The following is a 22,442-nucleotide window of genomic DNA, read 5'->3' as shown; positions in this document are numbered from 1 at the left end:
TCGAGGAGTTGTGGTCGTACGAGGAGTCCCGAGCCCTACGAGGGCAGGGCCCCGAGCTTCCCGTGCAGTGCCTTGTCCAGGTCCCATACGGCCCACGTCGTCTTGAGGTCGCAGCCAGGCTCGTCATCGGGCCGGTACAGGGCGGGCAGCCCCGGGCAGCCTTTGTGCGCCTTGAGCTGACGGGCGAGGTGTGCGACGAGGGAATTGCCGGCATCGCCGCCGAGCAGCAGGTAGGCACGGACGATCAGCGCACGGTCGTAGACGCTCGCGCGCGGCCCCGGGGCGTCCACCCATCGCTTGAGCGCGTCCGCGGTCAGCCAGCCGGGTATTCGGTCCCCTTGGCCGTCCTGGTGCAGACCGACCACCAGAGTGGCGGCCGCCTGCGCGCCTTCCAGATCGTCGACACTCCAGCGCGTGACGGAGGGAGCCGGTATCGGTACGCCGGACTCCGCGCAGTTCCACGCCACGCGCTGCCAGTCGGCCGCGTTGTCCGCGGTGACCGTGACCGGCACCGTCGACGGGTCCCGGCACAGCGCGGCTTCCTGTCGTGAGAGCGGCGCACCGCCGGCGCTGTGCTCCAGTGCGGCCATGGTCAGCCGTGCGGCGCCGTCGCGGGGCGCGTCCTGGGCGTCGGCCTGTTCCTCGGCCGCGGCCAGCAGACTCTTGTCCCGCACCGTCCATCCGGCCACACTCCGCAGACGCTCCACGAACAGCGAGGCGTCGGGCGTGCCCAGGTAGGAGGACGGGTCGGACACCGTTCCGTCCGGCATGCGCTCCCGCTCCAGGCGGCGGGTGACCGCTCCGAACGCCTGCCGGGGGCTGCCGGTGGCGCGCAGGATGTGCACCAGGCTGTAGAGCTGCTCGTATTCGAGGCCGGTGACGTTGTGGGACAGGGCCTGCTGCCAGGTCTTCCGGTCCACCCGCGGCTTTGTACCGGCCGACTCCTGGAGCAGGACGTAGTTGTACGTGTCCTCCAGCAGGGCGGCGCGTTCCTGCTCCGGCCGCTCGGTGAACCCGCTCGTGTCCGGAGCCCGCAGTGAGGTCAGGGAGGCGGGGACGGATCTGCCGAGCAGCCGAAGGCAACGGGCCAGGGCCGCGGCCTCGTCCAACTTCGGTTTGCTGTCTGCCAGTTGGGTCAGCCAATGGGCGGTGGCGGCCTTGTCGGCGGCGGGAAGTTTCCCGAGGGATCCGGTGGCAGCCTGCACCTCCAGCGCGGCCCAAGTGGCACCGAGGCGCCCCGCGTCGCTCTTCTCCCCGAGCGCGGGATCGTCGTACCAGCCCTTGCCGGTCCGCAGGTTCTCCACGCTCCGTGCGTCGCCCGACCCCAGGACCCCCGGCACCCCGGCGTCGCGCAGCGGGACGAGCCAGTACCTGCCCCACAGTGCGGAGGCCGAGACCGCGTCGGAGCGCAGCGCCGCGGCCGTCCTGGCGTCCACCGTGACCTTCGGCTTCGTGCCGGTCTCCGCCAGGATGCGCAGAGCGTACGACTGGGCCTCGGGGCTGCCGCGCTCCTCCCTCAGGAAGGGGTGGTAGTACAGGCCGTTGGCCTGGCTGACCAGGGTCTGGAAGTAGGCCGGTTCGGTGCTGTCGCGGTGGCCGCCCTGCGAGGCGCAGGACGCGGCCAGCATCATGACGCAGGCCGAGGCAGCCGCCCGCACCGCTGTCCTCGCACCCTTCCTGGCGTGAGACACGCTTGTTCTCCCCCGTAAGCGGCCTCTGCCCCCGCCGGAAGGCGGGGGCAGAGGCCGTCAGATGATGTGCGGCGTCAGGCGCGGATCAGGCGGCGCCGGCGGTGACGCACTTCTCCGTGAACTTGATGCTGCTGGTGATCTGGGCCGAGCCGCAGGACTTCGTCGACACGTAGACGGTCAGCGAGCTGGGCTTCATCTGGCCGTAGGTGTCCGCGATCCACTTGTGCCCGCCGTAGTTCTTCCAGCGGACCGTGCCCTGCGACTGGCTGTCCATCGTCAGCGTCGCCTCAGGGTTCTTCGAGATCTTGATGGAGACGCTGACCCCGTGGGCGGCCAGGATGGCGCGGTTCTGCACCCACTGGGCGTTGTCGTGGGCCGAGCCCTTGTACACCTTGGTCGACGCCTTCCAGTCGCAGGCGGTGACGTAGCTGCCGCAGTGCCAGGCGTTCACCTGCATCTTGTGGCCCGGGATGCCCCAGGTGTTGGAGGCCGACGTGGCCTGCGCGGGCGCGGCCGCGAACAGCAGCGCGCCGGCGGCCACCGCGGCGGCGCCGCCGGAGGCCAGACGTGAGAGGGTACGCATGATTTCTCCCCGTAGAAGTGAAACGTTTTCTCGACCATGCGTTCGGCGTCGTGGTCAGTGCCCGTGCGCATGTTCAAGAGATTTCTACGGCCTTGCCGCACCCGTCACCATCGGACCTTCGGGCATCCTGCCCTCCAGGGCTACCAGCCCAAATCGGGGCGTTTCAGCTATTCTTGGCGCACGTCTTCTGCTTCGTCAGCCCCGACACGATCCCGGACACCTTGCCGATGACGGCGTCCTGGTCCTTGATCCGCTCCGACACCGTGACCTCGGCCGCGGGGCTGCGCCCGTACGACAGGACCGTCTTCACCCCGTTGTGGGTCTTCTTCGCGTTCACGACCCAGTCGACGCCGTCCATCGACGTGCAGGAAGCCGACTCCGGGACGTCCGAGATGTTGCCGCAGCGGAGGACCACGTCACCGTCTCCCCATACGGCAGTCCCCTTCTGGTCGGAGTCGTTGCGTTGGTAACCCCCCAGCTTCTTCGGCGCCTTGCCGACCAGGCCGGAGCAGGCGGCACTGTCGCCACCCGGTGCCCCGGACACGTTGTACGAACGCGACGAGCCGCAGGCCGCGAGGGCGGTGGCGCACACGGCAATCACACCGGCCTGTGCCAGACGCCGGGCAGAGGTCATCTCCATGAGTCATTCCTTGTCTAGGTAACGCGACTGTGGGGCTTTCAGTCCTCGCGGACGCTGAGCAAGTCGCCTGGTTGGCAGCCCAGTTCGCGGCAGATCGCGGTGAGGGTCGAGAAACGGATCGCCTTCGCCCGGTCGTTCTTCAGGATGGAGATGTTGACCACCGTCACCCCGACCCTGGCCGCCAGTTCGGAAAGGGTCATGCCGCGCTCGGTGAGTAGTCGGTCCAGGTGGCACTGGACCCGGTGTTCGTCCTCCGGTGGCATCAGACAAGTCCCTCGGTGTCGGCGCGTAGCTTCGTGCCGCGCCGGAAGACCTCGCCCAGGGCCAGGATGAGGAAGGCGAGCAGGACGTACTCGCCCGTGAAGGTGACCGACAAGGGGACTTGATCGGCCATGGGGGTGCCGCTCACCAGCGCCTGCGTGGTGAGCGTCGGCAGCACGGGGGAGAGGACGGCCTGCACCAGCACCGTGAGCCCTATGACGCTCAGGCGGCGGGCGTTCTTCGGCACGAAGACGTCGCCGTCGCGCAGGGTCCTGGCCATCTGAAGGAGGATGGCCAGGACGAGCAGCAGCAGCAGGCCGCCGATGACGTCCGGCAGTGCGAGCAACAGGCGCTGCCCCAGGTCTGGATGGGCGAAGACCAGGTCGGCCCGGTGGGTGCCGGTGAGGGTCATGCCGTGGCCGGCCACCGCGTCGGTCACGGTGCCCGCGACCCGGGTCGTGGTCGCGGCTCTGACCTCGCGGGTGTCCACCGGGTCGATGAGGCCGACCACTCCGAGGACCTGGATCAGGACCCCGAAGATGCCGACCAACAGAGCGGCCAGGCCAAGAGCTGCCTCGAGCAGCCGGTTGTCTGTTCGGCTCCACCGGGACTTCGTACCCACGGTTCCCCCTGATCGTCCGTAGCGCCCATATCGCTTATCGATAGTATCGATAAGCGATATGGGCGCTGTCAAGCTCAGGGTGCGGCGGCGACCGGGATGGCCTCAGGAGGTAGGCGAACGAGATCCTCAGGACCGGTCGATGAGGCTGCGGTGATGGGCGTAGGCGTAGAGGGCCGCTTCGGTACGGCTGCTTACTTTGATCTTGGTCATGAGGTTGGTCAGGTGTGCTTTGACGGTGCGTTCGGCGATGCCGAGCCGACGGCTGATCTCGCGATTGTCGGCGGCGTGGCCCAGCAGGGTGAGAACTTGGCGCTCTCGGTGAGTGAGGGAGGGGATGGCGTGGAGGTCTCCTGGAGTGGGTGGAGCGGCCGGGATCGGGCTGGAGTCTCCTTGTGGTCCGGTTCCCTGCTTGTCCGTCGTGAGGTAAGTCAAAGCGGTGGTCCCCCGTTCGTTTCCGTCTGACCGCTTTAGCCGGTTGTCCCCTTGCTCTCGTTGCGTTGCTTGCCTGCCGGGGTTTCGGCGCCGGGCGGCCGTTGTGGCGGCATCGTGGTCTGGTTGATCGGGCCGCGGTGTCGCACGTTTGTGCTCCCTGCGTGGCACGCCACCAGGCCGACATGGCTGGCAATGCCTTGTGGCCGGCGGCTGTTGAGGTCGGTCAGTCACCCACGCGTGGAAGCGCCCCATCATGGTGCAGTAGGTGAGTAAACGATCTACAAATGCCCCAAGTAAAGGGAGTTGAGGAAGTGTTGAGGTTGCCTCAGAGGTCGATGCCCTTCGGGGCGATGTCCGATCGTCCAGTGCCGCGCGGCGAGGTTCGTCGCCGGACCGTGGCCCGAGAGAGTCGTCGGCGATGAAGTGGGCCATGCCCCTCGGTCGCCCTGCCGGGCGGCGACGGCCACTACAGACCGGCTGTTGAGCCGGTTGGCAAGCCGGTCGTCCGACCGTTCGGTGCTCTGCCGGTGCGTGAGTCGGTCTGCCGTATCGGCTTCGCGGTCGTACCGGAGAGGTGGAGGGCCTGGCGTCGAAGCAGGAAGCGCCCCGTCCCGCACGCCTGTTCAGCGGTACGGCGCAGCTGCCCGAAGAACGCTCGCCGCTCGGCGGCGGACAGCTCGGGCCCGGCGGGGGAAGGCCGCGACGCGGGCGAGGTGGTGTCGGCAGGTGCCCGGACCAGCCGGGATGGGACGCCGCTGAGCGGCCACGTCAGGACCTCTGCGAGCCCTCGCCGTATCACCCATGGCGCCAAGGGGGCTGTCCAACTCTACCCTTGCCGGCGGCCACGAGCAGGACGCGCTTGCGGAGCAAGTAGTGGCCGACACGGCCCGCCATCTGTCGTACCAGGCTCACGGTGGCCGTATGCAGGCAACCGCAACTAAAACTGCAACCACACACGTCGAAACTCCGCCGAACAGAGCTGAACAAGACCGAAACTGAGACCAAGACGCGGCTGGACCGCAGGATTCCTACTTGTTTGATAATCATGTGCCATGACTGAAACGCCGTACAGCGTTGGTGAGGGGCCGGCGACCCGGGTGAGCCTCTCTCTCCCGGAGGGCACAGCCGAGGCGATCCGTCAGCGGGTGGGCAAGCGTGAGTTCTCCGCATTCATCACCGCAGCCGTAGAGCGGGAGCTGCGTGGCCAGATCCTGGACGAGTACCTGGCGGACTACGAACGCCGCAGGGGCTCGGTTTCTGAGCAGGAGCAGGAGCGGGCACGCCAGATCTTCGACGAGGTATTCACCGAGGAGGGCCAGTGGCCCGCCGCAAGCTGAGCCACGAGGGCGCTCTGATTCTCGACTGCGAGGGCTTGTCGAAGCTCGTCAGTGATCAGGCACCTGTCGTCGCTTTGGTCGCAGAAGCGCGTAAGCGGGGCATGGAGACGGTGATTAGCGCGCTGACCATCATCGAAGCCGCGCACCGTCGGACGGACAAAGCTCGTCTCGCCTGGATCCTGTCGGGTGTGCGGATCGCACACATCGGTGACGAGGAAGCCAAGGCTGCTTCCGCCCTGCTCGTCAATGCCGGGCTGCACGGCCACAAATACGCCAGCGACGCGGCCGTGGCCGAGATGGCGCTGCGGCAACGGCGACCGGTCGTTCTGCTCACTTCCGACATTGACGACATGACGAAGCTGTGCGGTGACAAGGTACGCCTCGTGGCTGTGTGACGGGCGTTGCTCATGTGCCTCGAGCTGCAATGTCGGCACGCTGTTCCAGGGCCCGGGATTCCTCGGTGAGCTCCATCAGATGCTGGCCGGCATGGCGTTCCGCTGTGCCCCTCATCATGTCTGGCCCATGCCCTGGGCTGGGGCACCCCGCGGGTGCCACCAAGGCATGTGACGGGCCTTCGCCAGTGATCTCGATGGAAGTCATCTGGTGTCAGGGGTTCACAAGTGCTGCGGGACGCCCACGTGCTGAAAATCGGCGTCCCTCACGTTCTTGCCAAGAAGTAGCAGTTCAAAGCCTCTATGGGTAATGCTCTGCGGGTCCTGCGGGATGGTAGTGATGCCACCTCAGGCGGCTGCGCACTGCAGTGCGCAATTGCCTCGGTCCATCTGTCCTCCGTACGGTCGCTTCATCGCATCCATCAGGCGCAGTGAAGGCGGGGACATGACGAGTGAGGACAGCAGTGAGCAGAACACAGAGGGCCGACTCGTTTCACGGGCGGAGATCGCTGCGCTGGCCGGCGTCAGGCGATCGGCGATCACCAACTGGGAACGGCGCCATGCCGACTTTCCCACCGCGCGCCGAGCTGGAGAGCAGGACTACTACCGGCTCTCCGACATCGTCCGCTGGCTCGACACGCGGCAGGTGTCGGAAAGGGACCGCCGTGAGTCGGAGCCCGAAGGCGTTACGTACGGCGATCGGGTCCGCGCATCGCCGTCGCAGCGACAACTGTCGTCACCGGGCGATTACACACGACTCGCGGCCTCCGAGGCAGACAGCGTGCGTGCCCGGTCGCTGTCTGGTGAGACGCTGGCCGTGCTGCTGGAGCCGTCGATGGCGCGGCGGTGGGGGGCTCGCTCCCTGGCAGGTTATCTCCCTCTGCCGATCTGCCTGACGTTCCTGAGGTGGGCGGCCCCCGAGAAGTACGGGTCGTTGCAGCGGTTGGTCGGCGCTGGTCCGCCCGTGCCCCCCATGCGCTTCCTCGAACAGGCGGGCCTGGAGGCGGACCGTCTGCTACGCACGCCAGGCGTGGTTCCCGCGATGAGAGGCGCACTGCAGCGGCTGGCGCCCGGGCCGGATGCCGATCCGGCGCAGATGCTGAGCCTGGTCGCCGGGCTGGACCGGGAGTCCTTCCGCGATCTGCTCGATACGTTCGCGCAAGACGCGGCTCTCAGTAGTCGCCAGGCGTTCACGCCCAAGGCAGTCGTGGACCTGCTGAGCGAATTCTCCTCGGCGAACAGTCCGGCACTTCGGATTCACGACCCCTACCCCAGAGGGGGCGAGCTGCTTACCGCGGTGGTGGCGGCGATGGGGGATTCCCCGCCTCCTATGGTTTTCGCCAAGGCCCCGAACGACAGCATGCTCCGCATGACCGCCATGAACCTGATGATCCATGGTGTGGTCCCACAGCTGGACACCGACGCCGAGGTCCCATGGCTCACCACGGCGCCGGACCACGGGGCCGGGGCGGACTACGTCCTCACCAATCCGCCGTTCAACGCCGTGTCCGGAAAGACCGGTACCACTGACTGGCGGTACGGGACCCCACCGCCGTCCAACGACAACTTCGCCTGGCTCCAGCACGTCCTGTCCTCCCTCCGGCCCGGCGGACGCGCCGCCGTTGTCATGGCCGACAACGCTGCTGTGTCGGACCAGCCGAAAGAGCGAGCGATCCGCCAGGCCATGGTCGAGGACGGCGTGGTCGAATGCGTCGTCGCCCTTCCCTCGCACCTCTTCAGGGGTACGACCGTCTCGGCATGCGTCTGGTTCCTGGCGACGCCGTCGGCGCGTACCGAAGTGCACTTCATCAACGCCCGCCGAGCGGGAGGGATGGTTTCCCGGACACGCCGGGAACTGCAGTCCGACGAGATGCGGCTGGTGCAACAGATCTACCGCTCGCTGCGCGACGGGAACACGGTGCCCGAAGACGAGCGAGTTCTGGGAAAGTCCGTCTCGGTGCGGGAGATCAAGAAGAGGGGGTATTCCCTCAGCCCTGTCGACTACATCAGCGTCGGAACGCACGCTGTTGGGACGCCCGAAGACGTGGCCGCGTCCCGCGAAGAGCTTTTCAGGGCTCAGGACACCGCCCAGTCCCTCGACGCAGCGACCAACTCCCTCTGGGAGCAGGGAACGGACTCCGGTCACATGCGCCAACGCCCCGCACAGGGCTGGTTGCAGCTTCTCCTGCGCGACTTGTGCAAAGTGCAGGCCGGCCCCTCGCCCTCCTTGCTGAACCCCAAGATGTTCTCCCCTGATGAGCAAATCCCCGTCGTTCTGCCCAAGCATCTGCGGCATCGGCGCGTTTCCGGCGTCGAGGAGAGCAGGGTCTCGTACCAGGACGCGCGACGGCTCGAGCGGTTCCGCGTGCGTGAGGGCGACATTCTGTGCACACGAACCGGCACGGTCGGGCCTTCGGCCCTCGTGGGGGCGGCAGAGGCCGGATCGCTCTACAGCGGCAACCTTCTCCGCCTGCACTCCTTCGCGTGCGGCGTGGATCCGCGCTTCGTCCTCGCTTTCCTCTCCCTGCCGGAAACGCAGGCGTGGATCAAGGAGCGGGCCGAGATGACCATCGTCGCCTCCATCAAGACAAAGGCGATGGAGCAACTTCCCGTTCTGCTGCCCCCGCTCGACGAGCAGCGCCGCATCGGTGAACTCCTGTGCGCACTCGACAGCCAGATCGTGGCCCACCACCAGGTGGTGACAGCTGCCGAACACGCACACGGCGAACTGGCGATTCTGCTGATGGGAGAGGCTCTCCCGTCTCCTGGACCTGACCGCGACACATCGAAGGGGCACGCTGGTGAGTGATCTGCCCGCCGCGACACGAATCGCCTGGCTGCTCGTGGCCGCGCTCGCTTCCGTGGTGGTTGCCCTGCTGGCCTTCATGCTGAAGCGGGACACCGGAACCCGACGATCCGAAGCCGTCTTTGTCGCTGGCACGGCGTTCGCCGGCTCCATGATCCTTTGCCTGGGCGTTCTTGCCGCGGCCTTCGGCACCTGACCAGACCGATCGAACACCGACGAACCGGGACGGGGCCCTGGCGGGACACAACGAAGGCCCCGACCGTGATCACACGTCGAAGGGCCCCGCTGCGAACAGCGGGGCCCTTCGACATCGTGCCCGGTGAGGCACTGGCGGAGGATACGAGATTCGAACTCGTGAGGGGTTGCCCCCAACACGCTTTCCAAGTCTTCGTCCGGGGGTTCGGTGGGGGACGGGGGTGTTCTGACCTGGAGTGGAGTGAGTGGTGGCGGCGTCCTTGAACGGCGCCGGACGGGGGCGAATGAGACCAGAACTGAGACCACAGCGGCTGGCATCAGCCCTGCTCAGGGCGCAGTTTGCCGACAGTGCTAACGCGACGTCAGCGGGTTCGCGGCCCCGACGGGTGGGTGCATGCCGCGCGGTGTGCCCCTCTTGTCCGGATCATTGATCATCTTCCTCGGCATCCTGGTTTGTCAGTGGCGGGTGATACAGATGTTTCGCGGGGGTTAGCCCGCATGGACGAAGGGTGCGCGGTATGACCGGTGAACGCCACGTTGACCACAAGGTCTTGGCGGACTTTGCGGAGAACAGGGTGAATGTGCCTGGTGTGGAGGCGAAGGAGCGCCGCAGGCAGGTGAGGCATCTTCGGGAGCGGTTGGAGGCGTACATCGCCGAACACCCTGACTACAACCTCGTCAAACTCCGGGCCTCGGGTAGCACGGCGAAGCACACGGCAATCCGGCGGCGCCGAGGCGAGGGCTCCGACGCGGACGTGGCAGCGTATGTACGCGTCGCGGACACTGACGTGGACGAGGCGGGTCTGTTGGAGTGGCTGCGAGACCGGTGCATCGAGGTATACGGGAAGACAAAGGTTGCAGAGGACTTTGTTATCTCCCAGCACGCCGTCGGGATCACCTTGAGGGGCTCCGGCCTGAAGATCGACGTGGCGCCAGTCCTCTACACCGGAGAACCAGACGACAAGGGCCACTTGATTACCCGCCAGGGCGAGAAGGTGCTGACATCGGTCACCTTGCACCTGAGGTTCATCGAGAAGCGCAAGCACCCGGACGCTGCAGGGCCCGGTTACACCGAGCTGATCCGGCTGCTCAAGGCATGGATCCGCGAGGGCAAGCGAAATGACCCGGACCTGCGCTGCAAGAGCTTCCTTCTCGAACTCTTGGTCGCTCACCTGTGGGAACACGGGTGGAACGGCGAATCGCTGCAAGTGAACGACTACCCGCGTGCCATCGAGCAGGTCCTGTCCTACATCGCGGTCACCGGCCTGAAGACCCCGATCGTGTTCACGGATTACTACCACGCAGACGCTGTCGCCTCGTCCTCGGATCCCATCCAGGTCTGGGACCCCGTCAACCCCGAGAACAACGTCGCCTCCAGCTACACCGAGTTCCACCGTCAGCGACTGATCGACCACGCCAACACGGCACTCGAAGCCGTCGCATGGGCCGCTGGCGCACCGACCAAGGGCGAGGCAAACGACGCGTGGCGCGAGCTGTTCGGCCCGTCTTTCCAAGGAGCGTGACGATGACCGGGACGTACGCCAGATCGGCGTCCTTCACCATCACCGATGCCCGGTACGTCGGTGCGAAAGTCGGTGCCGACCTTCGCCTGCTCCACAACTACTACGGCAAGCCCAGCCTCGACGATATCGAAGAGTACGTCGAGGAGGTTGCTCTACTGCTGCGCGACGGTTACCTGGACACGGTCGACTACGGGTTCCGGGATGCCGGGAGCAACGCGTGGAAACTGCGCCTTCGATACAAGGCGACCCTCGGGGGGCAGCTCACGGATGGCCGGCCGGGCAGCCTGCCCCGGGCGGCCGAGGTCAGTGGCCACAGCTTCTACAGCTACCTCACGTACAGCCAGAAGTTCCATGCCCTCACTAGCACCGAGCAGACCAAGGTCAAGGAGGACCTGCCGTTTCCTCGGCAGGGGGCCGCCGCTCCGAGTGCCCTTTCCGGTACCTCCACGGCCGGCCAAGGCTATGCCCGCAACGGCGCTGGTGTCACCCGCGACGTCTACGTCGCTTTCTGACCCCGATCGAACAGCAGGAGGAAGACCGAGTGACCAGCCAGGATGACCTGTTCCACCCCGTGATTGAACTTCCCGAGGCTGTTCGCCGAGCCCGATACAACCGCCTGGTGGGTCTGGACAGCATGAAGGCGCGCTTGCGGAAGGAAGCCACCCTGCTGGCAGACCCGCGGCTGCTGCAGGCGTGGGCCAGCAGGCACCACGGCGGCGACGTCGCCGCGCTCACGCTGTTCGCCGACCGCGCCCCTCTGTTCGTCTTTGCCGGTGACGTCGGCTCCGGCAAGTCCGCACTCGCCGAGTCGTTCGGCTGCGATCTCGCCGACCAGCTCGATCTGCCCGTCTTCCTCTATCGGCTCAAGCTCGCCACCCGCGGCAGCGGCTTGGTGGGCGAGATGACTGCCCTCATCGGCGACGCCTTCACCCACCTGCATGCCGAGGGGCGCCGAGCGCAGGGGGCTCGTGGGGTGAACTCGGTTCTGATCCTTGTCGTGGATGAGGCCGATGCCCTCGTTCAGTCCCGCGAGGCGCAACAGATGCACCACGAGGACCGGGCCGGAGTGGATGCCTTCCTCGCTGGAATCGACAGCCTTTCCAGCGCCAAGGTCCCCGTCATCGTCGTGCTGTGCACCAACCGCGTCGGCGCCCTCGACCCAGCGATCATGCGCCGCGCGGCTGCCACCTTCACCTTTACCCGTCCCGACGCCCAGCAGCGCCACGCGGTCCTTACTCAGGCCCTGGACGGTCTCGCCATTCGGCCTGAGACCATCGACAAGCTGGTCGTGCTCACCGGCCCCAGCACCGGCCAGCCCGGCTACACCTTCTCCGACCTCACCCAGCGCCTGGTCCCGGCTGCGGTCCTCCAAGCCTTCCCTGATCACCCTGTTGGTGACGAAGACCTCCTTGCACTTGCCGAACAACTTGAGCCCAGCCCCGTTTTCACCGAGGAGCATTGATGGAGCCTCTGCCGGCCCCGAGCCCCACCAGCGTGAGGATCACCGGTGACCATTACCAATGGCTCATCGCATGGGAAGGCTGCCTGGCACTTCTGCGCGAAAACGCAGCCCGCTCCGAGAACCCCGTCGCCTCCGTCGGCGTGGAGCTAGACGGCGCTGGCAACCTCGATGACGTCGTACTGCTCCGCCGCACGCCACCGCACACCTACACCCAGGTCAAGTACACGGTCGACAGCTCCACACCCGTCAACGAGGAGTACCTGACCAAACCAAGTAAGAACGGCGGCCCGTCCGTCCTGAAGAAGATTGCCATGGCATGGCAGAAGCTGACCGCAGACGGTACACCTGCTGACCTGGCTCTTTTCACCAATCGTGCTCCTGACCCGGCTGACCCGCTCGTGGCCGTTCGCGACTCCCGCAGCCAGCTCCTGATGCCGAAGGCCGGTCTCCAGGGGCCCCGGTCAGCGCTCGGTACCGCCCGCACTCGATGGGCAGCGGCAGCTGGCCTGAGCGAGGAGGAACTCTGCGAACTTCTTTCCGTCCTGCGCTTCGACCTAGCCCGAGATCAGACCCATGTCCAGGAACGCCTGCAACTGCTCATGGCTGCGACCGGCCTGCGCCACGATCAGGACGCAGTGACATGCGGAGCCGACTGGGTCGCCAAACAGGTCCGTGCAGGCCACCGCACTCTCACTCTGGCCATGGTCAAGGAAGCCGTCGACGCTCTCGGTCTTAGGGCTGGCCCCGCTCGGGCCGTCCTGTCGATCGCCACTCTCAAGCCGGATCCGCTGGCCGATGATGCCGACTACGCCATCGACTGGGTCGACCGTTTCGACGGACCCGACGACTTCACCAAGCGCCGTCCCTTGTCCCCTGCCACGTGGAGGCAGCTTCAGACGGACATCGAGGCTGCTCCAGCTCGCCTGCCGCTAGGCACCGCCGCGATCTCCATCACCGGCAGTATCCGGTTGGCCCCCACCTTCCTGACCGGCACAGCGTTCCGAATGGTCACCGGTGCCGACCTCGCTGTCCTCCAACGCGGACAGCTCTGGTCCACCAGTGAGCCGTATGACGCTCCACAACCCCCGACCGTCCACGAGCACTCCCTGGACCAAGGCGATGAGCTCGCCGTCGCGATCGAGGTGGCCACGGAACTCACCGAAGACGTCTTGGAGTACTTGCGCGAACAACAGACGCCTGTCTCCAAGCTCCTCGTCCTCACCCCGCCCGGCGGGGCCAAAGATCGATCAGTCCCCGACTCCGCAGCTGCCAATGCCCTCGCTATCGGCATCCGCAACGTTGTTCGCCGAGCCACCCGCACGACCCCACGGATCCACCTCTTTATTGCGGGCCCCATGGGGCTCGCCCTCCTCCTCGGACACCGCTGGAACCGGCTGCGCCCAACCGTCGTATACGAGGACGTCCGCACTGAACAGGGTTATGAGCCGGCTTTCACTGTGCAGGCATAGCGAGAGGCTGTCCTCTCCTACGCCATCTTGAGTGGTTCGGTGTGGGGCGTTGCAACGTCTCTGCACGTCAGGCGATCTATTCGACTGCCAGAGGTTCTCCGTATCGTGTTGAGATGGCAAATGGGGTGTGGCACACCGGATATGACATAGAGATCAATCTGTCCCTGCCCGATCTCGGTCACGGGGATCGTCCGGATCTGCTTCGAGAGATCACCGCGAGCATCGCCGACCGCGACCCACAGCTACTCGAATGTCTCGCGCACCACCACGGGCGCGAGTGCCTGTCGGAGTCCGGCGGGAAATCGCCGTGGATGTTCATCCGGCGAGGCCGCGTCGGGGGCCGTCGGCCCCTCGTGGCCTCACACCTGCCGATCACGCACAAGGCGAATCCGGCGGAGAGCGCACAGCACAAGGCCACGAAGGAGCGGGTCGTCGAGACGGCTTCGCGCTCCGGTCTAGATGCAGACGCCGAAGTCTCCACGGCGAATCGGCGGACAGTCTCGGATGCCCTCGTCGCCGGCCCCGGGGGTATCCGCATCGGCTGGGAGATTCAGTACCACCACATCAGTCCCAGCAGTGTCCATCGCCGCTCCGTGAACGCCGTACAGCACGACATCACGCCCTTATGGGTGGCCAAGGACCGTACGGCCTCGCTGATCGACCGAGCGCCGTGGGCTCGTGTGGACGACATGCCGTGGAAAGAGATCGCCGACGGCAAGGAGATGGTGATCCGCGGTGGATACCGCTACCTCCAAGTCTGGAAGTGCGTGTCCAGCAGCGATCGTCATTGCCCTTTGTCCGAGGGAGCCGGCTACTGCGGCGGGACTCATGCCGAGTGGTTCCTGCCTGCTCTGTGCCTACCGGAGAAAAAGCCCGTTCATATCGAGGATCTCGTCGTTTCCAGTGCGACAGGGGAGAGCGTCCCCGTCTACGTGCCCAATCGGGGCAGTGGTCGGGCCGGCCGGCACATGTGGGTCCCGACGGACGACTGCGAGTTATGGCGGGAGCTGGTCAGAGAGAAGGTGCCACTTCCCCTCGCGCCGGAGCAGGAGGACGACGACCGGATCACCTTCGCCGAGCAGGAGATCGACCGAACATGCCGCGCTGGTGAAGAGGGACGGTTCGTGATCGATGCTCGGCCCATTCGTGATCTGGGACAGCCCACTGGTGGCTACACCTTGCCGCGGATGCCGCTGCAACGGTCCGTGAAGCCGTCGCTGATCACGTCCGTCGAGCGGGCGGCGGCCTCGGCGGCACTGGGCTGCCCGACCTGGGAGCTGGGACTGTGCGCTGGCTGCGGTCAGCTGATGCGTCGGCATGGACGCTATGCGGCCATGTACTGCGCGGTGTGCCGCGCCGAACTCAACGGTCGCTAGCTGAGGAGTGCGTGGAAACGTCGCAGACCCCGAACCGGGCATTCTCGAACCGGCTCTCCCCCGGCGAGCCAGCAGGCTGACGGGCTGCTCACAGGCCGGTGACGGGCTGCCCGGTGAGCGCCTGAGCGATCTGCCAGAGCTGTCCGCCGCGGGATGCCTTTACGAGAACGACGTCGCCGGGGCGGAGGATGGAGGCGAGGTAGGCGGCGGCGGTGCCGTTGTCGCCGACCATCGCGATGTCCGGGACGCCTGCCGCCCCCGCCGCGAGGGCGAGTTGCTTGGCGAGTGCGTTGCCGACCGCCACGATGAGGTCGACGCCGTTCTCGGCTGCCATGCGCCCGACCGCGCGGTGGGCTTCCACGGCTTCGTCGCCCAGCTCCAGCATCTCTCCGAGTACGGCGATCCTGCGGCCTGTCGTGGCCTCGGTCGTGTCGCCGTCTGCCTCGGGCATCAGGACTCTCCGTTGTTCAAGGGCGCGAAGGTGATCGCGCGGCCGGTGTAGGAAGGGGACAGACGGCTCAGGGGGATTCGGTCGTGCGTCTGGCCCCAGGCCGATGGATCCCGGATGAAGAGCGTCGGGTCGGGGCCGTCCTCGTAGCCGCAGAGGATGACGAGGTGGCCTCCGGAACGGCCGTCGTCTGGGAACTGCTCGGTGACGGAGACGATGACCGGTGCGTCGTCGAGGCGGGCGAATAGGTCTTCCGCTCGTACTGGCTGCGCAGTTGAGGGGACACCGAGGTCTGCAGCGAGGCTCGCGATCCCCGCGTGGAGCGCTCCACGCGGGGTCAGAACCTCGTGCTTGACCGCGAGTTTGAGCAGTTCCGTTACCGTGGGTGCTGGGCGTCCGTAGGCGAGAAGGATCATTCTCAGCGACGCCAGACCGCACGCCCGGTTGGACCATTCCAGTCTGTCCCCGAGTGCCCAGCCTCCGTGCAGATCCCATTCCGTGGGGTCGATGAGCTGGCGGCACATGGGGACATCGTGGACACGCGACACAGCGGGCGGGCTCCTACGGTGAGACGGCAGCCTCCCGGGTCAGCGTGGTGCTGGCGAACGCGGGAGTGGGCAGGGGGACATCGTATGGCGGGCGGGTCAACGCCTCGTGCAGCATGGCCACTACGACGTCCGTGTGCGTGAGTCCGACCATCGCGGCGCCCACCACGAAGTTGCTGTCGCGGGACATGCCCGGCGTGCTGTTGACCTCCAGCACGTACGGCTCGTCGTCCTCGGCGAGGATGAAGTCGACGCGCGCCGAACCACGCAACCCGAGTCCGTCCCACAGCGTCGTGGCGCACTCGGTGACCTTGGCCAGCACCTCCGGCGACAACTCGGCGGCCCGCACGGCCACGGCACCCCTGGAGTCCACGTCGAGCTTGGTGTCGGCGTCGTAGAACTCCGCCTCGGTCGCCTCGGTGGCCAGTGGTGGGAACACCACGACCGCGCCTTCAGGGAGTTCGAGGAGCCCGACGGTCAGCGGTACGCCGGTCAGGTAGTCCTCGACCAGTACGGCATCGCCTTCTTCGCCGGCAGCGTCGGCCAACGCCCGGGGAAGATCAGCCTGTTCGCGCACCAGGCTCATGCCCACGCTGGAGCCGCCGAACGGTGGTTTGACCATCGCGGCGCGTCTGTTCCACTGCGTTGATCCGCCGGACCACACCCACCACCCGGGCGTGGGGACGCCGAGGCTCAGCATCACTCGCTTGCACAGGATCTTGTCGGCGGCCACCGCGGACGCCGCGACTCCGCTGCCGCAGTACGGCACGCGCAGGTAGTCGAGCAGGCCCTGGAGCCTCCCGTCCTCCCCGTACGGCCCGTGCAGGTTCGAGAGGGCGACGTCGTAGCCGGCCAACTCCGTGATGAAGTCCGGCTCGCACGGGTTCAGCACTTTCCAGCGGGCGCCGATGTCGTCGAGGGCCTCGGACAGGGCGGTCACGGAGCGCTGGTCCACAGGGCACTTCGAGTGGTAGAGCCGGTCCTCGGCTGACACCGGCCCGTAGACGAGGGCGACACCGAGCCCCTCGCGGTCGCGCTGCCAGTCGCGAAGGTTCTGGGCGGCCTCGCGCACCGCGAGGTCCGAGTTGGAGGTGAGGAACTGAGTCATGCGAGGACCCCTTCGAAGGTGTGGGTGACCAGACCGCCGACCCAGTGAGTCCGCTTCGGCCGGTCGGGATGCGGCCGGACCGTGAGAGGCTCCCCGGCGCGGTTGTGGACTGTGACGGCGCGCGGCGACACGAGGCCGCGCAGGGTGGCGATCACGACGGCCGCGACGGCTCCGCTCCCGCACGAGAGGGTTTCCGCCTCGACGCCGCGCTCGTAGGTGCGGATCTTCAGCGCCTGGCGGCCGGCGGCTTGTACGAAGTTGACGTTCGTCCCCAGCGGGGCCAGGTCCGGGTGGTGGCGGATGAGGCGTCCGACGAGTACCGCGTCGATGGCGTCCACGTCGTCCACGATGGCGACGACGTGTTCGGTGCCGGTGTGGGCGCTGTCGAACCAGGTCGGCTTGCCGTTGATGACGGTCTGCACGCGGCGGGGATGGACCGCACCGACTTCGGCGGTGACCCACACGGAGTCATCGCTAACGATCGCCTCGTGCATCACCCCCGCCATGCGCAGACTCATCTCGCGGAAGCCGTGGTCGTGGTGCGCGGCCCAGGCGGTACACCGCAGCGCGTTGCCGCACATCGTGGCGATCGAGCCGTCGGCGTTGAAGCAGCCGACTTCGAGGACGAGCGGGCTGATGCTGATCAGGGTGCTGATGACAAGGCCGTCCGCGCCTACGCCGGTTCGTCTGGCGCAGAGGCGCTCGGCCTTCTTTGGCCAGTCCTTGTCGCTGTCCGGGACGGGGTCGGCTAACAGGACGAAGTCGTTCCCCGCTCCGTGGATCTTGCGGAAGCGCATGGCGAAGCTCCTCGCTGGCGTGAGGTGGCAGTTCTGGTGGTGGCTGAATGGGGGCCCGGATCAGAGAAGTTCGACGGGCCGGTACGTGGTCGTCGGCTCGTTCATGACCCACGGGGAGTGCCCGTCGAAGATCAGAACCCGGTGTCCCGCGGTGCCGGCGGACCGCATGTCCTGGACCCGCAGGTACAAGCCGTCGAGACATACGAAGTCCCCTATACGGACTTCGCTTGGGTGCCTCTGACCGGCGATGGTGCCGAGGGGAGCAGGGGGGGCGGAGGAGTTGGGCCGGTGGTGCGGCGCTCGTACATTCAGCCTCTCCAGATGGCTAGGAGGATCGAACCGCCGAGGGCTAAGAGGCTCGCCACGTAGGCGAGTTGTTGGTTGCGTGGGCTCACGCGACGCCGACCAGGTGGCTGTGAAGGCGGTTGCGGACCGACGGGATGCGGATCTCCCTGAAGGGGATCCAGGCCGCAGCTCCTGCTTCGATCACCCTGGGCGCGACGGCGCCGGAGTGGGCCCGGAAGAGGTAGCGGAAGCCGATTCGGAGGCGAGGGCCGTACCTGTGTCGTCCCGCTCGGGTCACGTCGATCAGGAAGGGGCCCTCGCTGTCGGGTTCCGTCCATACCTCGTGGATGCCGACGGCCTCGGCCAGCAGACGCAGGGCGGCCTGGCTGAGCGAACCGTCCTCTTCCTCCGGCTCGGCTTCGGCCAGGGCGAAGGTCCCTTCGTGCCGCAGGGCCAGGACCCGGTTGCGTTCGTCGACGACGACCGCGCCCGTCGTCACGAGGGGGCAGCGCCGGCTGTGGGTGCAGGTCCCGCGCTGTGCGTGGTCGCGGGCGGCGTCGTAGACCGGCATCAGCGCCATTTGCTCGTCGGGGTGCTCGTAGATGTAGTGGGACAGCTCCCGGACGATCTGGTCCTCCCTGACGCTCACGGGGCACCGAGCCCGTGGCGCTGGGCGTAGATCCACAGGAGCCGTCGCGTGATGTCGGCGGCATCCCGGAGGTAGATGAAGGCGCCGAACGACGGTGTCTCTGCGGTCGGTCGGTTCTGCAGGTCGAGGAGCCGGTATCCCCTGCGGAACAGTTCCCGTACGTCCTCGTCCTCGTCGGCCCCCAGATCCTCACCGAGCAGAAGGTTGAGGTGTCCGACGATCTCCGGCAGGGAGGCGTCCATGTCCTTGCGGGTGGAGGTGGCCAATTGCATGGAGAGGGCCGCCTCGGTGCTTTCCGAAATCGTCTCGACGTCGACGGGGAGAACTTCCGTGCCCGCGCTGCCGGTTGCTCTCGATGCCTTGCCGCTACTTGCCACAGTGATCACCGTCTCGCCCCTTCAGTGCGCGTTTCCGGCCGTGCCAGTAACGCTAGGAAGGGCGGCGGGAGGGGCTCTACGAGTGTGCCGGAACTTGCCCGGCATTCACCCCAGGGATTCGATGGCTGCCGTGATGATTTCGCGCGCCGCCGAGCCGTAGACCGCGAGTTCGGCGAGATCCGTGAACGTCTGGGCATACATGGCAAGTTCGTGCTTCTGCGTGACGGCGAGGTGGGCCGAGACGAGTTCGACGTGGACCGTGTGGTCGTCGTACAGGAAGAATCCTTCGACGGGCCAGAGGCTTGAGCGGTCGGCGTCCTCGGGGATGATGCCGATGCTCACCGAGGGAAGTGCCATAACGCTGAGCAGATAGCCGAGTTGGCCGGCCATCACGTCCGTTCCGCCTATGCGCTTTCGGAGCGCTCCCTCTTCCAGGAGGATCGCGAACGTGTGGTTGCCGTATACGATCTGCTGCTTCTCCACGCGCACCTTGACGGCCGCCGGCACGTCGTCAATGAGCCCGCGACGGTTGCGAATTGAGGTGAGCAGCGCGGTGATGTACGACGCTGTCTGCACCGGGCCTGGAATGAGCCACGGCGAATAGATCCGGAAGCGCTGGGTGCGTTCCCACAGAGGGAGGACGGACTCCTGGGCCTGCTTCAGGCCGGTGCGTTCCATGCGGCGCCACTCGACGTACATGCCCTCGATGCCGCGGGCCGTTGAGACGAGATCCTCGGCCGCGCTCTCCGCACCGCAAGCGGCAGCCCACGCACGCAGGTCGCGCTCCGAGGGCGGACGCGTGCCGCTCTCGAAGCGCGAGCACTTCGACTCGTGCCAGCCGAGACTGCCGGCCAACGCCCGCTTGGTGAGCCCGGCTTCGAGCCGGATTTCACTCAGGCGTTTGCCAAGGGCCCGGCGGGCTTCCTGAACGCTCGAAGATGGCGATGTCATGTCGCTGCGATGGTGCCGTTCGGGTTGTCGGCTGTCAGGCCGGCTGGAACTCTGCGTGCGGTGTCGCCCGCGCCCACACGGCCTCGAAGGCCGACTCGCAGAGCTTCGCGACCGCCGGGTCGTCCGTGAGCTCCACTTCCATGTTTTCGCCCTCGCCGTCGAAGTGGTTGACGAGGACGAGGCTGGAGTCGAAGAGCCAGAAGTCGTTGCCCGGCAGGGCGAGGTCCGTCGCGTTTCGCCGGGAGAGCCAGCGGACGTCTTCGCCGGCGGCGATGTTCAGTCCGTCCGTCACGTCGTACTCGAAGCGGATGTACTCGCTGACAGACGTCGAAACGATCCGGGCCCGGCGCACTTCGACGCCTCGGGAGGTCGCGGCCGTGACGAGGGTGAGCCAGTCGGCCCAACGCTCGGCGGGATCAAGTGTCTCGCCGGCCTTCCAGTCGACGAAAGCCGGGTCCGACTTCATGTAGGCGTCGCGCATCTCCAGATGGACGGCCGTCCTCTGGCAGTCGCGGAACAGTTCCTCAAACGTCGGGGTCCTCGTCAACCTTCTTCACCTCCAGGAAGAACTGCACCATGCGCCGGGGGATCTCCACCACCGACTCGTGGCCGGGGATGTCCATCTGCCCGAGGCGCTCGATGTCCTCCACCTTCAGCCCCTGCACGAGGTAGCTGTCCTTCTCCTCGTCGAGGTAGATCGTGGGGGAGCCGCCACTGGGACTCTCCGGGTCCTTACCGAGCTTGCGCAGGGCCATGATGTCCTCCTCGGATGCCGGTAACGATCTCTGTGCCAGAGCTTGCCCGCGACTGCGCCCTGGAGCTACGAACTTGCCGAAACTTGCCAGGCGTACGGAAGTTGACCTTATGTCGCCGGAGTCGACGCGGCGAAGAGCGGACCGGCCGCAGCGCCTAGAGACGGCCGGATTCGATCGCTGTACGCCTTTTCTTGAGCCCGGGAGAGGAGTAACCAACCCAGGCCGGGAAACGTCTGAAGGCGCCCATCGAGTTGACACTCTCTGGTCGATGCACTCGGACGCATGGGTGCGTGTCCCGTCGCAAATGATCTGGTCCGCGTATGCGGCGTTGACCAGCGGCGACCAGTTCACCTGAGACGTCCGGTTGCCGGAGATCTCAGGTGATCTGGCCCCGTCAGTGCGGATGCTGTTCGCTGTCTCAACCCGTGTGGTCCGGTGCCGGTGATTCTCGTTGGGTGGTACGGATTACGGATGCGGTGTCGCTGTTGTGAGGTCGTGGGCCTACGAGGTGCGTTCCAGGAGGAGTGCCATGCCTTGGCCGCCTGCTGCGACGACGCTGATCAGAGCGGTGCTGAGGTCGTCGTGGCGCAGGGTGGCAAGGGCGGTGGTGGTCAGCCTGGCTCCGGCCGCGCCGTAGGGCTCGCCCAGGGCGATCGAGCCACCGTGCGGGTTCATGCGCTCGGGATCAAGACCGAGTTCGGTGCAGTAGGCCAGGATCTGAGCGGCGAAGGGTTCGTTGCTGGCGAAGGTGTCGACGTCCGCCAGCGTCAGACCGGCCCTGTTCAGGACGGTGCGGGTGGCGGCGACGGGGACCGGGCCCTCCGTCTCGGGGGTGCCGGCGCTGACGGCGGTGGCCAGGATGCGGGCGAGCGGGGTGTGGCCGTGGGCACGGGCGTAGGTCTCGGACATGACGACGACGGCTGCGGCTCCGTCGGAGAGCGGGGCACTGTTACCTGCGGTGACGCGGCCGTCGGGACGGAACCGTGGCGGCAGGGCTGCGAGGCTCTGTTGGGTGACCCCGGTGCGCGGGCAGTCGTCGGCGGTGGCGGTAGTTCCGTCCGGGGTCTTGATCGGGACGATGTCGCCGAAGTGGAAGCCCTGGTCGAGGGCTTGCTGGGTGAGGTGGTGGGAGCGGGCGGCGTAGGCGTCCATGTCGGTGCGGGTGATGCCGTACAGGTCGGCGGTGTTCTCGGCGGCCAGCCCCACCGGGATGTAGGGGTCGGGGTGCCCGCCCTGTTCGCGCGGGTCGTTCCAAGGGCCCGCGTCGGCTTGTGAGCGCCGGATCGTGCGTTGCCCGGCGGTGCGGAAGGCTGGGTTCTCGGTGCCGGGCCAGGTGTCGGAACTGCCGTGGGTGAGACGGGACTGTGACTCGACTCCGGCGGCGATGACGACGTCGGCGTCGCCGCAGCGCACCGTCTGTGCGGCGATGCGGATCGCCTGCAGCGAGGAGGTGCAGAACCGGTTGACGGTCAGCCCGGGCACGTGGTCCCAGCCGAGCAGGACAGCGGCGATCCGGGCGATGTTGAAGCCTTGTTCACCGCCGGGCAGGGCGCAGCCCACGACCAGGTCCTGAACGTGGCCCGGTTGCAGGCCGGGGGTGCGGGCCAGGGCTTCGGCGACGGTGCGGGCGAGCAGGTCGTCGGGGCGGACGGTGGCCAGAACGCCCTTGTGGGCGCGTCCGATGGGGGTACGGACGGCTGAGGTGATCACGGCGTGCTGCAAGGGCATGGCGGTGTCC

At 66.9% G+C, this 22,442-nt stretch carries 25 protein-coding genes; 9 read left to right on the top strand and 16 right to left on the bottom strand.

Features of this window, described 5'->3' with window-relative positions; translation table 11 throughout:
- Positions 1-35: 35 nt before the first annotated feature.
- The 6 genes from AB0M63_RS10625 to AB0M63_RS10600 form a co-directional block, all read right to left on the bottom strand.
- The gene (locus AB0M63_RS10625; RefSeq protein WP_366019128.1) at positions 36-1,691 is read right to left on the bottom strand and encodes a hypothetical protein; all 1,656 of its coding nucleotides are present in this window, start codon (positions 1,689-1,691) and stop codon (positions 36-38) included.
- An 85-nt stretch (positions 1,692-1,776) separates the two neighbouring features.
- Entirely contained in the window at positions 1,777-2,274 is a 498-nt protein-coding gene (locus AB0M63_RS10620) for a hypothetical protein (protein ID WP_355910664.1), read from the bottom strand.
- Between the two features lie 163 nt (positions 2,275-2,437).
- Entirely contained in the window at positions 2,438-2,914 is a 477-nt protein-coding gene (locus AB0M63_RS10615) for a DUF3515 family protein (protein ID WP_366019127.1), read from the bottom strand.
- Positions 2,915-2,952: 38 nt separating this feature from the next.
- The gene (locus AB0M63_RS10610) at positions 2,953-3,177 is read right to left on the bottom strand and encodes a helix-turn-helix transcriptional regulator (protein WP_366019126.1); all 225 of its coding nucleotides are present in this window, start codon (positions 3,175-3,177) and stop codon (positions 2,953-2,955) included.
- Positions 3,177-3,797 carry a DUF2975 domain-containing protein gene (locus AB0M63_RS10605; RefSeq protein WP_355910673.1) on the bottom strand — a complete coding sequence of 207 codons (621 nt, stop codon included), beginning with the start codon at positions 3,795-3,797 and terminating at the stop codon, positions 3,177-3,179. The genes AB0M63_RS10610 and AB0M63_RS10605 overlap by 1 nt, the downstream gene beginning before the upstream one ends.
- Before the next feature lie 126 nt (positions 3,798-3,923).
- Positions 3,924-4,229, bottom strand: a complete 306-nt coding sequence (locus AB0M63_RS10600; RefSeq protein WP_366019125.1) for a helix-turn-helix transcriptional regulator — start codon at positions 4,227-4,229, stop codon at positions 3,924-3,926.
- Positions 4,230-5,281: 1,052 nt separating this feature from the next.
- Between AB0M63_RS10600 and AB0M63_RS10595 the strand changes: the two genes are divergently transcribed.
- From AB0M63_RS10595 to AB0M63_RS10555, 9 genes are all read left to right on the top strand, one after another.
- The gene (locus AB0M63_RS10595) at positions 5,282-5,566 is read left to right on the top strand and encodes a hypothetical protein (RefSeq protein ID WP_366019124.1); all 285 of its coding nucleotides are present in this window, start codon (positions 5,282-5,284) and stop codon (positions 5,564-5,566) included.
- Positions 5,548-5,961, top strand: coding sequence for a DNA-binding protein (locus AB0M63_RS10590; protein ID WP_366019123.1), 414 nt, complete (start codon positions 5,548-5,550; stop codon positions 5,959-5,961). Before AB0M63_RS10595 ends, AB0M63_RS10590 begins: the two co-directional genes overlap by 19 nt.
- 442 nt (positions 5,962-6,403) lie before the next feature.
- Positions 6,404-8,767 carry an N-6 DNA methylase gene (locus AB0M63_RS10585; RefSeq protein WP_366019122.1) on the top strand — a complete coding sequence of 788 codons (2,364 nt, stop codon included), beginning with the start codon at positions 6,404-6,406 and terminating at the stop codon, positions 8,765-8,767.
- A complete protein-coding gene (locus AB0M63_RS10580) occupies positions 8,760-8,960 on the top strand; it encodes a hypothetical protein (RefSeq protein WP_366019121.1) in 201 nt (66 codons plus the stop codon). The genes AB0M63_RS10585 and AB0M63_RS10580 overlap by 8 nt, the downstream gene beginning before the upstream one ends.
- A 517-nt stretch (positions 8,961-9,477) precedes the next feature.
- A complete protein-coding gene (locus AB0M63_RS10575) occupies positions 9,478-10,482 on the top strand; it encodes a CBASS oligonucleotide cyclase (protein WP_366019120.1) in 1,005 nt (334 codons plus the stop codon).
- A 2-nt stretch (positions 10,483-10,484) separates the two neighbouring features.
- Complete coding sequence (locus tag AB0M63_RS10570; RefSeq protein WP_366019119.1) at positions 10,485-10,994, top strand: hypothetical protein; 510 nt, start codon at positions 10,485-10,487, stop codon at positions 10,992-10,994.
- 29 nt (positions 10,995-11,023) lie between these two features.
- Positions 11,024-11,944 (top strand): AAA family ATPase, encoded by a 921-nt coding sequence (locus AB0M63_RS10565; protein WP_366019118.1) that lies wholly within the window; start codon positions 11,024-11,026, stop codon positions 11,942-11,944.
- Positions 11,944-13,413 carry an SAVED domain-containing protein gene (locus tag AB0M63_RS10560; protein WP_366019117.1) on the top strand — a complete coding sequence of 490 codons (1,470 nt, stop codon included), beginning with the start codon at positions 11,944-11,946 and terminating at the stop codon, positions 13,411-13,413. Before AB0M63_RS10565 ends, AB0M63_RS10560 begins: the two co-directional genes overlap by 1 nt.
- Before the next feature lie 113 nt (positions 13,414-13,526).
- Positions 13,527-14,789: a hypothetical protein gene (locus AB0M63_RS10555; protein ID WP_366019116.1), complete on the top strand. Its 1,263-nt coding sequence runs from the start codon at positions 13,527-13,529 to the stop codon at positions 14,787-14,789.
- A gap of 88 nt (positions 14,790-14,877) precedes the next feature.
- On the opposite strand, the gene AB0M63_RS10550 is transcribed toward AB0M63_RS10555, so the two are convergent.
- The 10 genes from AB0M63_RS10550 to AB0M63_RS10505 all read right to left on the bottom strand — a co-directional run bounded on the left by AB0M63_RS10550 (position 14,878) and on the right by AB0M63_RS10505 (position 22,426).
- Positions 14,878-15,240 (bottom strand): UDP-N-acetylmuramoylalanyl-D-glutamate--2,6-diaminopimelate ligase, encoded by a 363-nt coding sequence (locus AB0M63_RS10550; protein ID WP_366019115.1) that lies wholly within the window; start codon positions 15,238-15,240, stop codon positions 14,878-14,880.
- Entirely contained in the window at positions 15,240-15,761 is a 522-nt protein-coding gene (locus tag AB0M63_RS10545; protein WP_366019114.1) for a C39 family peptidase, read from the bottom strand. Before AB0M63_RS10545 ends, AB0M63_RS10550 begins: the two co-directional genes overlap by 1 nt.
- 37 nt (positions 15,762-15,798) lie before the next feature.
- On the bottom strand, positions 15,799-16,890 hold the full coding sequence (locus AB0M63_RS10540; RefSeq protein ID WP_366019113.1) for an ATP-grasp domain-containing protein: 1,092 nt from the start codon (positions 16,888-16,890) through the stop codon (positions 15,799-15,801).
- Positions 16,887-17,687: a diaminopimelate epimerase gene (gene dapF, locus AB0M63_RS10535; RefSeq protein ID WP_366019112.1), complete on the bottom strand. Its 801-nt coding sequence runs from the start codon at positions 17,685-17,687 to the stop codon at positions 16,887-16,889. The genes AB0M63_RS10540 and dapF overlap by 4 nt, the downstream gene beginning before the upstream one ends.
- 391 nt (positions 17,688-18,078) lie before the next feature.
- The gene (locus AB0M63_RS10530) at positions 18,079-18,621 is read right to left on the bottom strand and encodes an NUDIX hydrolase (protein WP_366019111.1); all 543 of its coding nucleotides are present in this window, start codon (positions 18,619-18,621) and stop codon (positions 18,079-18,081) included.
- Positions 18,618-19,007 (bottom strand): hypothetical protein, encoded by a 390-nt coding sequence (locus AB0M63_RS10525; RefSeq protein ID WP_366019110.1) that lies wholly within the window; start codon positions 19,005-19,007, stop codon positions 18,618-18,620. Before AB0M63_RS10525 ends, AB0M63_RS10530 begins: the two co-directional genes overlap by 4 nt.
- A 96-nt stretch (positions 19,008-19,103) precedes the next feature.
- The gene (locus AB0M63_RS10520) at positions 19,104-19,949 is read right to left on the bottom strand and encodes a helix-turn-helix transcriptional regulator (RefSeq protein ID WP_366019109.1); all 846 of its coding nucleotides are present in this window, start codon (positions 19,947-19,949) and stop codon (positions 19,104-19,106) included.
- A 34-nt stretch (positions 19,950-19,983) separates the two neighbouring features.
- Positions 19,984-20,496 (bottom strand): DUF6879 family protein, encoded by a 513-nt coding sequence (locus tag AB0M63_RS10515; protein WP_366019108.1) that lies wholly within the window; start codon positions 20,494-20,496, stop codon positions 19,984-19,986.
- Entirely contained in the window at positions 20,474-20,704 is a 231-nt protein-coding gene (locus tag AB0M63_RS10510) for a hypothetical protein (protein WP_067022411.1), read from the bottom strand. Before AB0M63_RS10510 ends, AB0M63_RS10515 begins: the two co-directional genes overlap by 23 nt.
- A gap of 501 nt (positions 20,705-21,205) precedes the next feature.
- On the bottom strand, positions 21,206-22,426 hold the full coding sequence (locus AB0M63_RS10505; RefSeq protein ID WP_366019471.1) for an acetyl-CoA C-acyltransferase: 1,221 nt from the start codon (positions 22,424-22,426) through the stop codon (positions 21,206-21,208).
- Positions 22,427-22,442: the final 16 nt, after the last annotated feature.

Source organism: Streptomyces sp. NPDC051576, assembly GCF_040681835.1.
Lineage (GTDB): Bacteria > Actinomycetota > Actinomycetes > Streptomycetales > Streptomycetaceae > Streptomyces.
Note: the sequence above shows the minus strand (reverse complement) of the source record. Positions and strands in the feature narration are given on the sequence as shown.

Bases quoted from the DNA above. Each gene is read 5' to 3' on its own strand.
- AB0M63_RS10555 (WP_366019116.1), top strand. From the start codon at position 13,527: ATGGCAAATGGGGTGTGGCACACCGGATATGACATAGAGATCAATCTG.
- AB0M63_RS10550 (WP_366019115.1), bottom strand. From the start codon at position 15,240: ATGCCCGAGGCAGACGGCGACACGACCGAGGCCACGACAGGCCGCAGG.
- AB0M63_RS10615 (WP_366019127.1), bottom strand. From the start codon at position 2,914: ATGGAGATGACCTCTGCCCGGCGTCTGGCACAGGCCGGTGTGATTGCC.
- AB0M63_RS10545 (WP_366019114.1), bottom strand. From the start codon at position 15,761: ATGTGCCGCCAGCTCATCGACCCCACGGAATGGGATCTGCACGGAGGC.
- AB0M63_RS10520 (WP_366019109.1), bottom strand. From the start codon at position 19,949: ATGACATCGCCATCTTCGAGCGTTCAGGAAGCCCGCCGGGCCCTTGGC.
- AB0M63_RS10610 (WP_366019126.1), bottom strand. From the start codon at position 3,177: ATGCCACCGGAGGACGAACACCGGGTCCAGTGCCACCTGGACCGACTA.
- AB0M63_RS10585 (WP_366019122.1), top strand. From the start codon at position 6,404: ATGACGAGTGAGGACAGCAGTGAGCAGAACACAGAGGGCCGACTCGTT.
- AB0M63_RS10540 (WP_366019113.1), bottom strand. From the start codon at position 16,890: ATGACTCAGTTCCTCACCTCCAACTCGGACCTCGCGGTGCGCGAGGCC.
- dapF (WP_366019112.1), bottom strand. From the start codon at position 17,687: ATGCGCTTCCGCAAGATCCACGGAGCGGGGAACGACTTCGTCCTGTTA.
- AB0M63_RS10510 (WP_067022411.1), bottom strand. From the start codon at position 20,704: ATGGCCCTGCGCAAGCTCGGTAAGGACCCGGAGAGTCCCAGTGGCGGC.
- AB0M63_RS10570 (WP_366019119.1), top strand. From the start codon at position 10,485: ATGACCGGGACGTACGCCAGATCGGCGTCCTTCACCATCACCGATGCC.
- AB0M63_RS10620 (WP_355910664.1), bottom strand. From the start codon at position 2,274: ATGCGTACCCTCTCACGTCTGGCCTCCGGCGGCGCCGCCGCGGTGGCC.
- AB0M63_RS10595 (WP_366019124.1), top strand. From the start codon at position 5,282: ATGACTGAAACGCCGTACAGCGTTGGTGAGGGGCCGGCGACCCGGGTG.
- AB0M63_RS10575 (WP_366019120.1), top strand. From the start codon at position 9,478: ATGACCGGTGAACGCCACGTTGACCACAAGGTCTTGGCGGACTTTGCG.
- AB0M63_RS10560 (WP_366019117.1), top strand. From the start codon at position 11,944: ATGGAGCCTCTGCCGGCCCCGAGCCCCACCAGCGTGAGGATCACCGGT.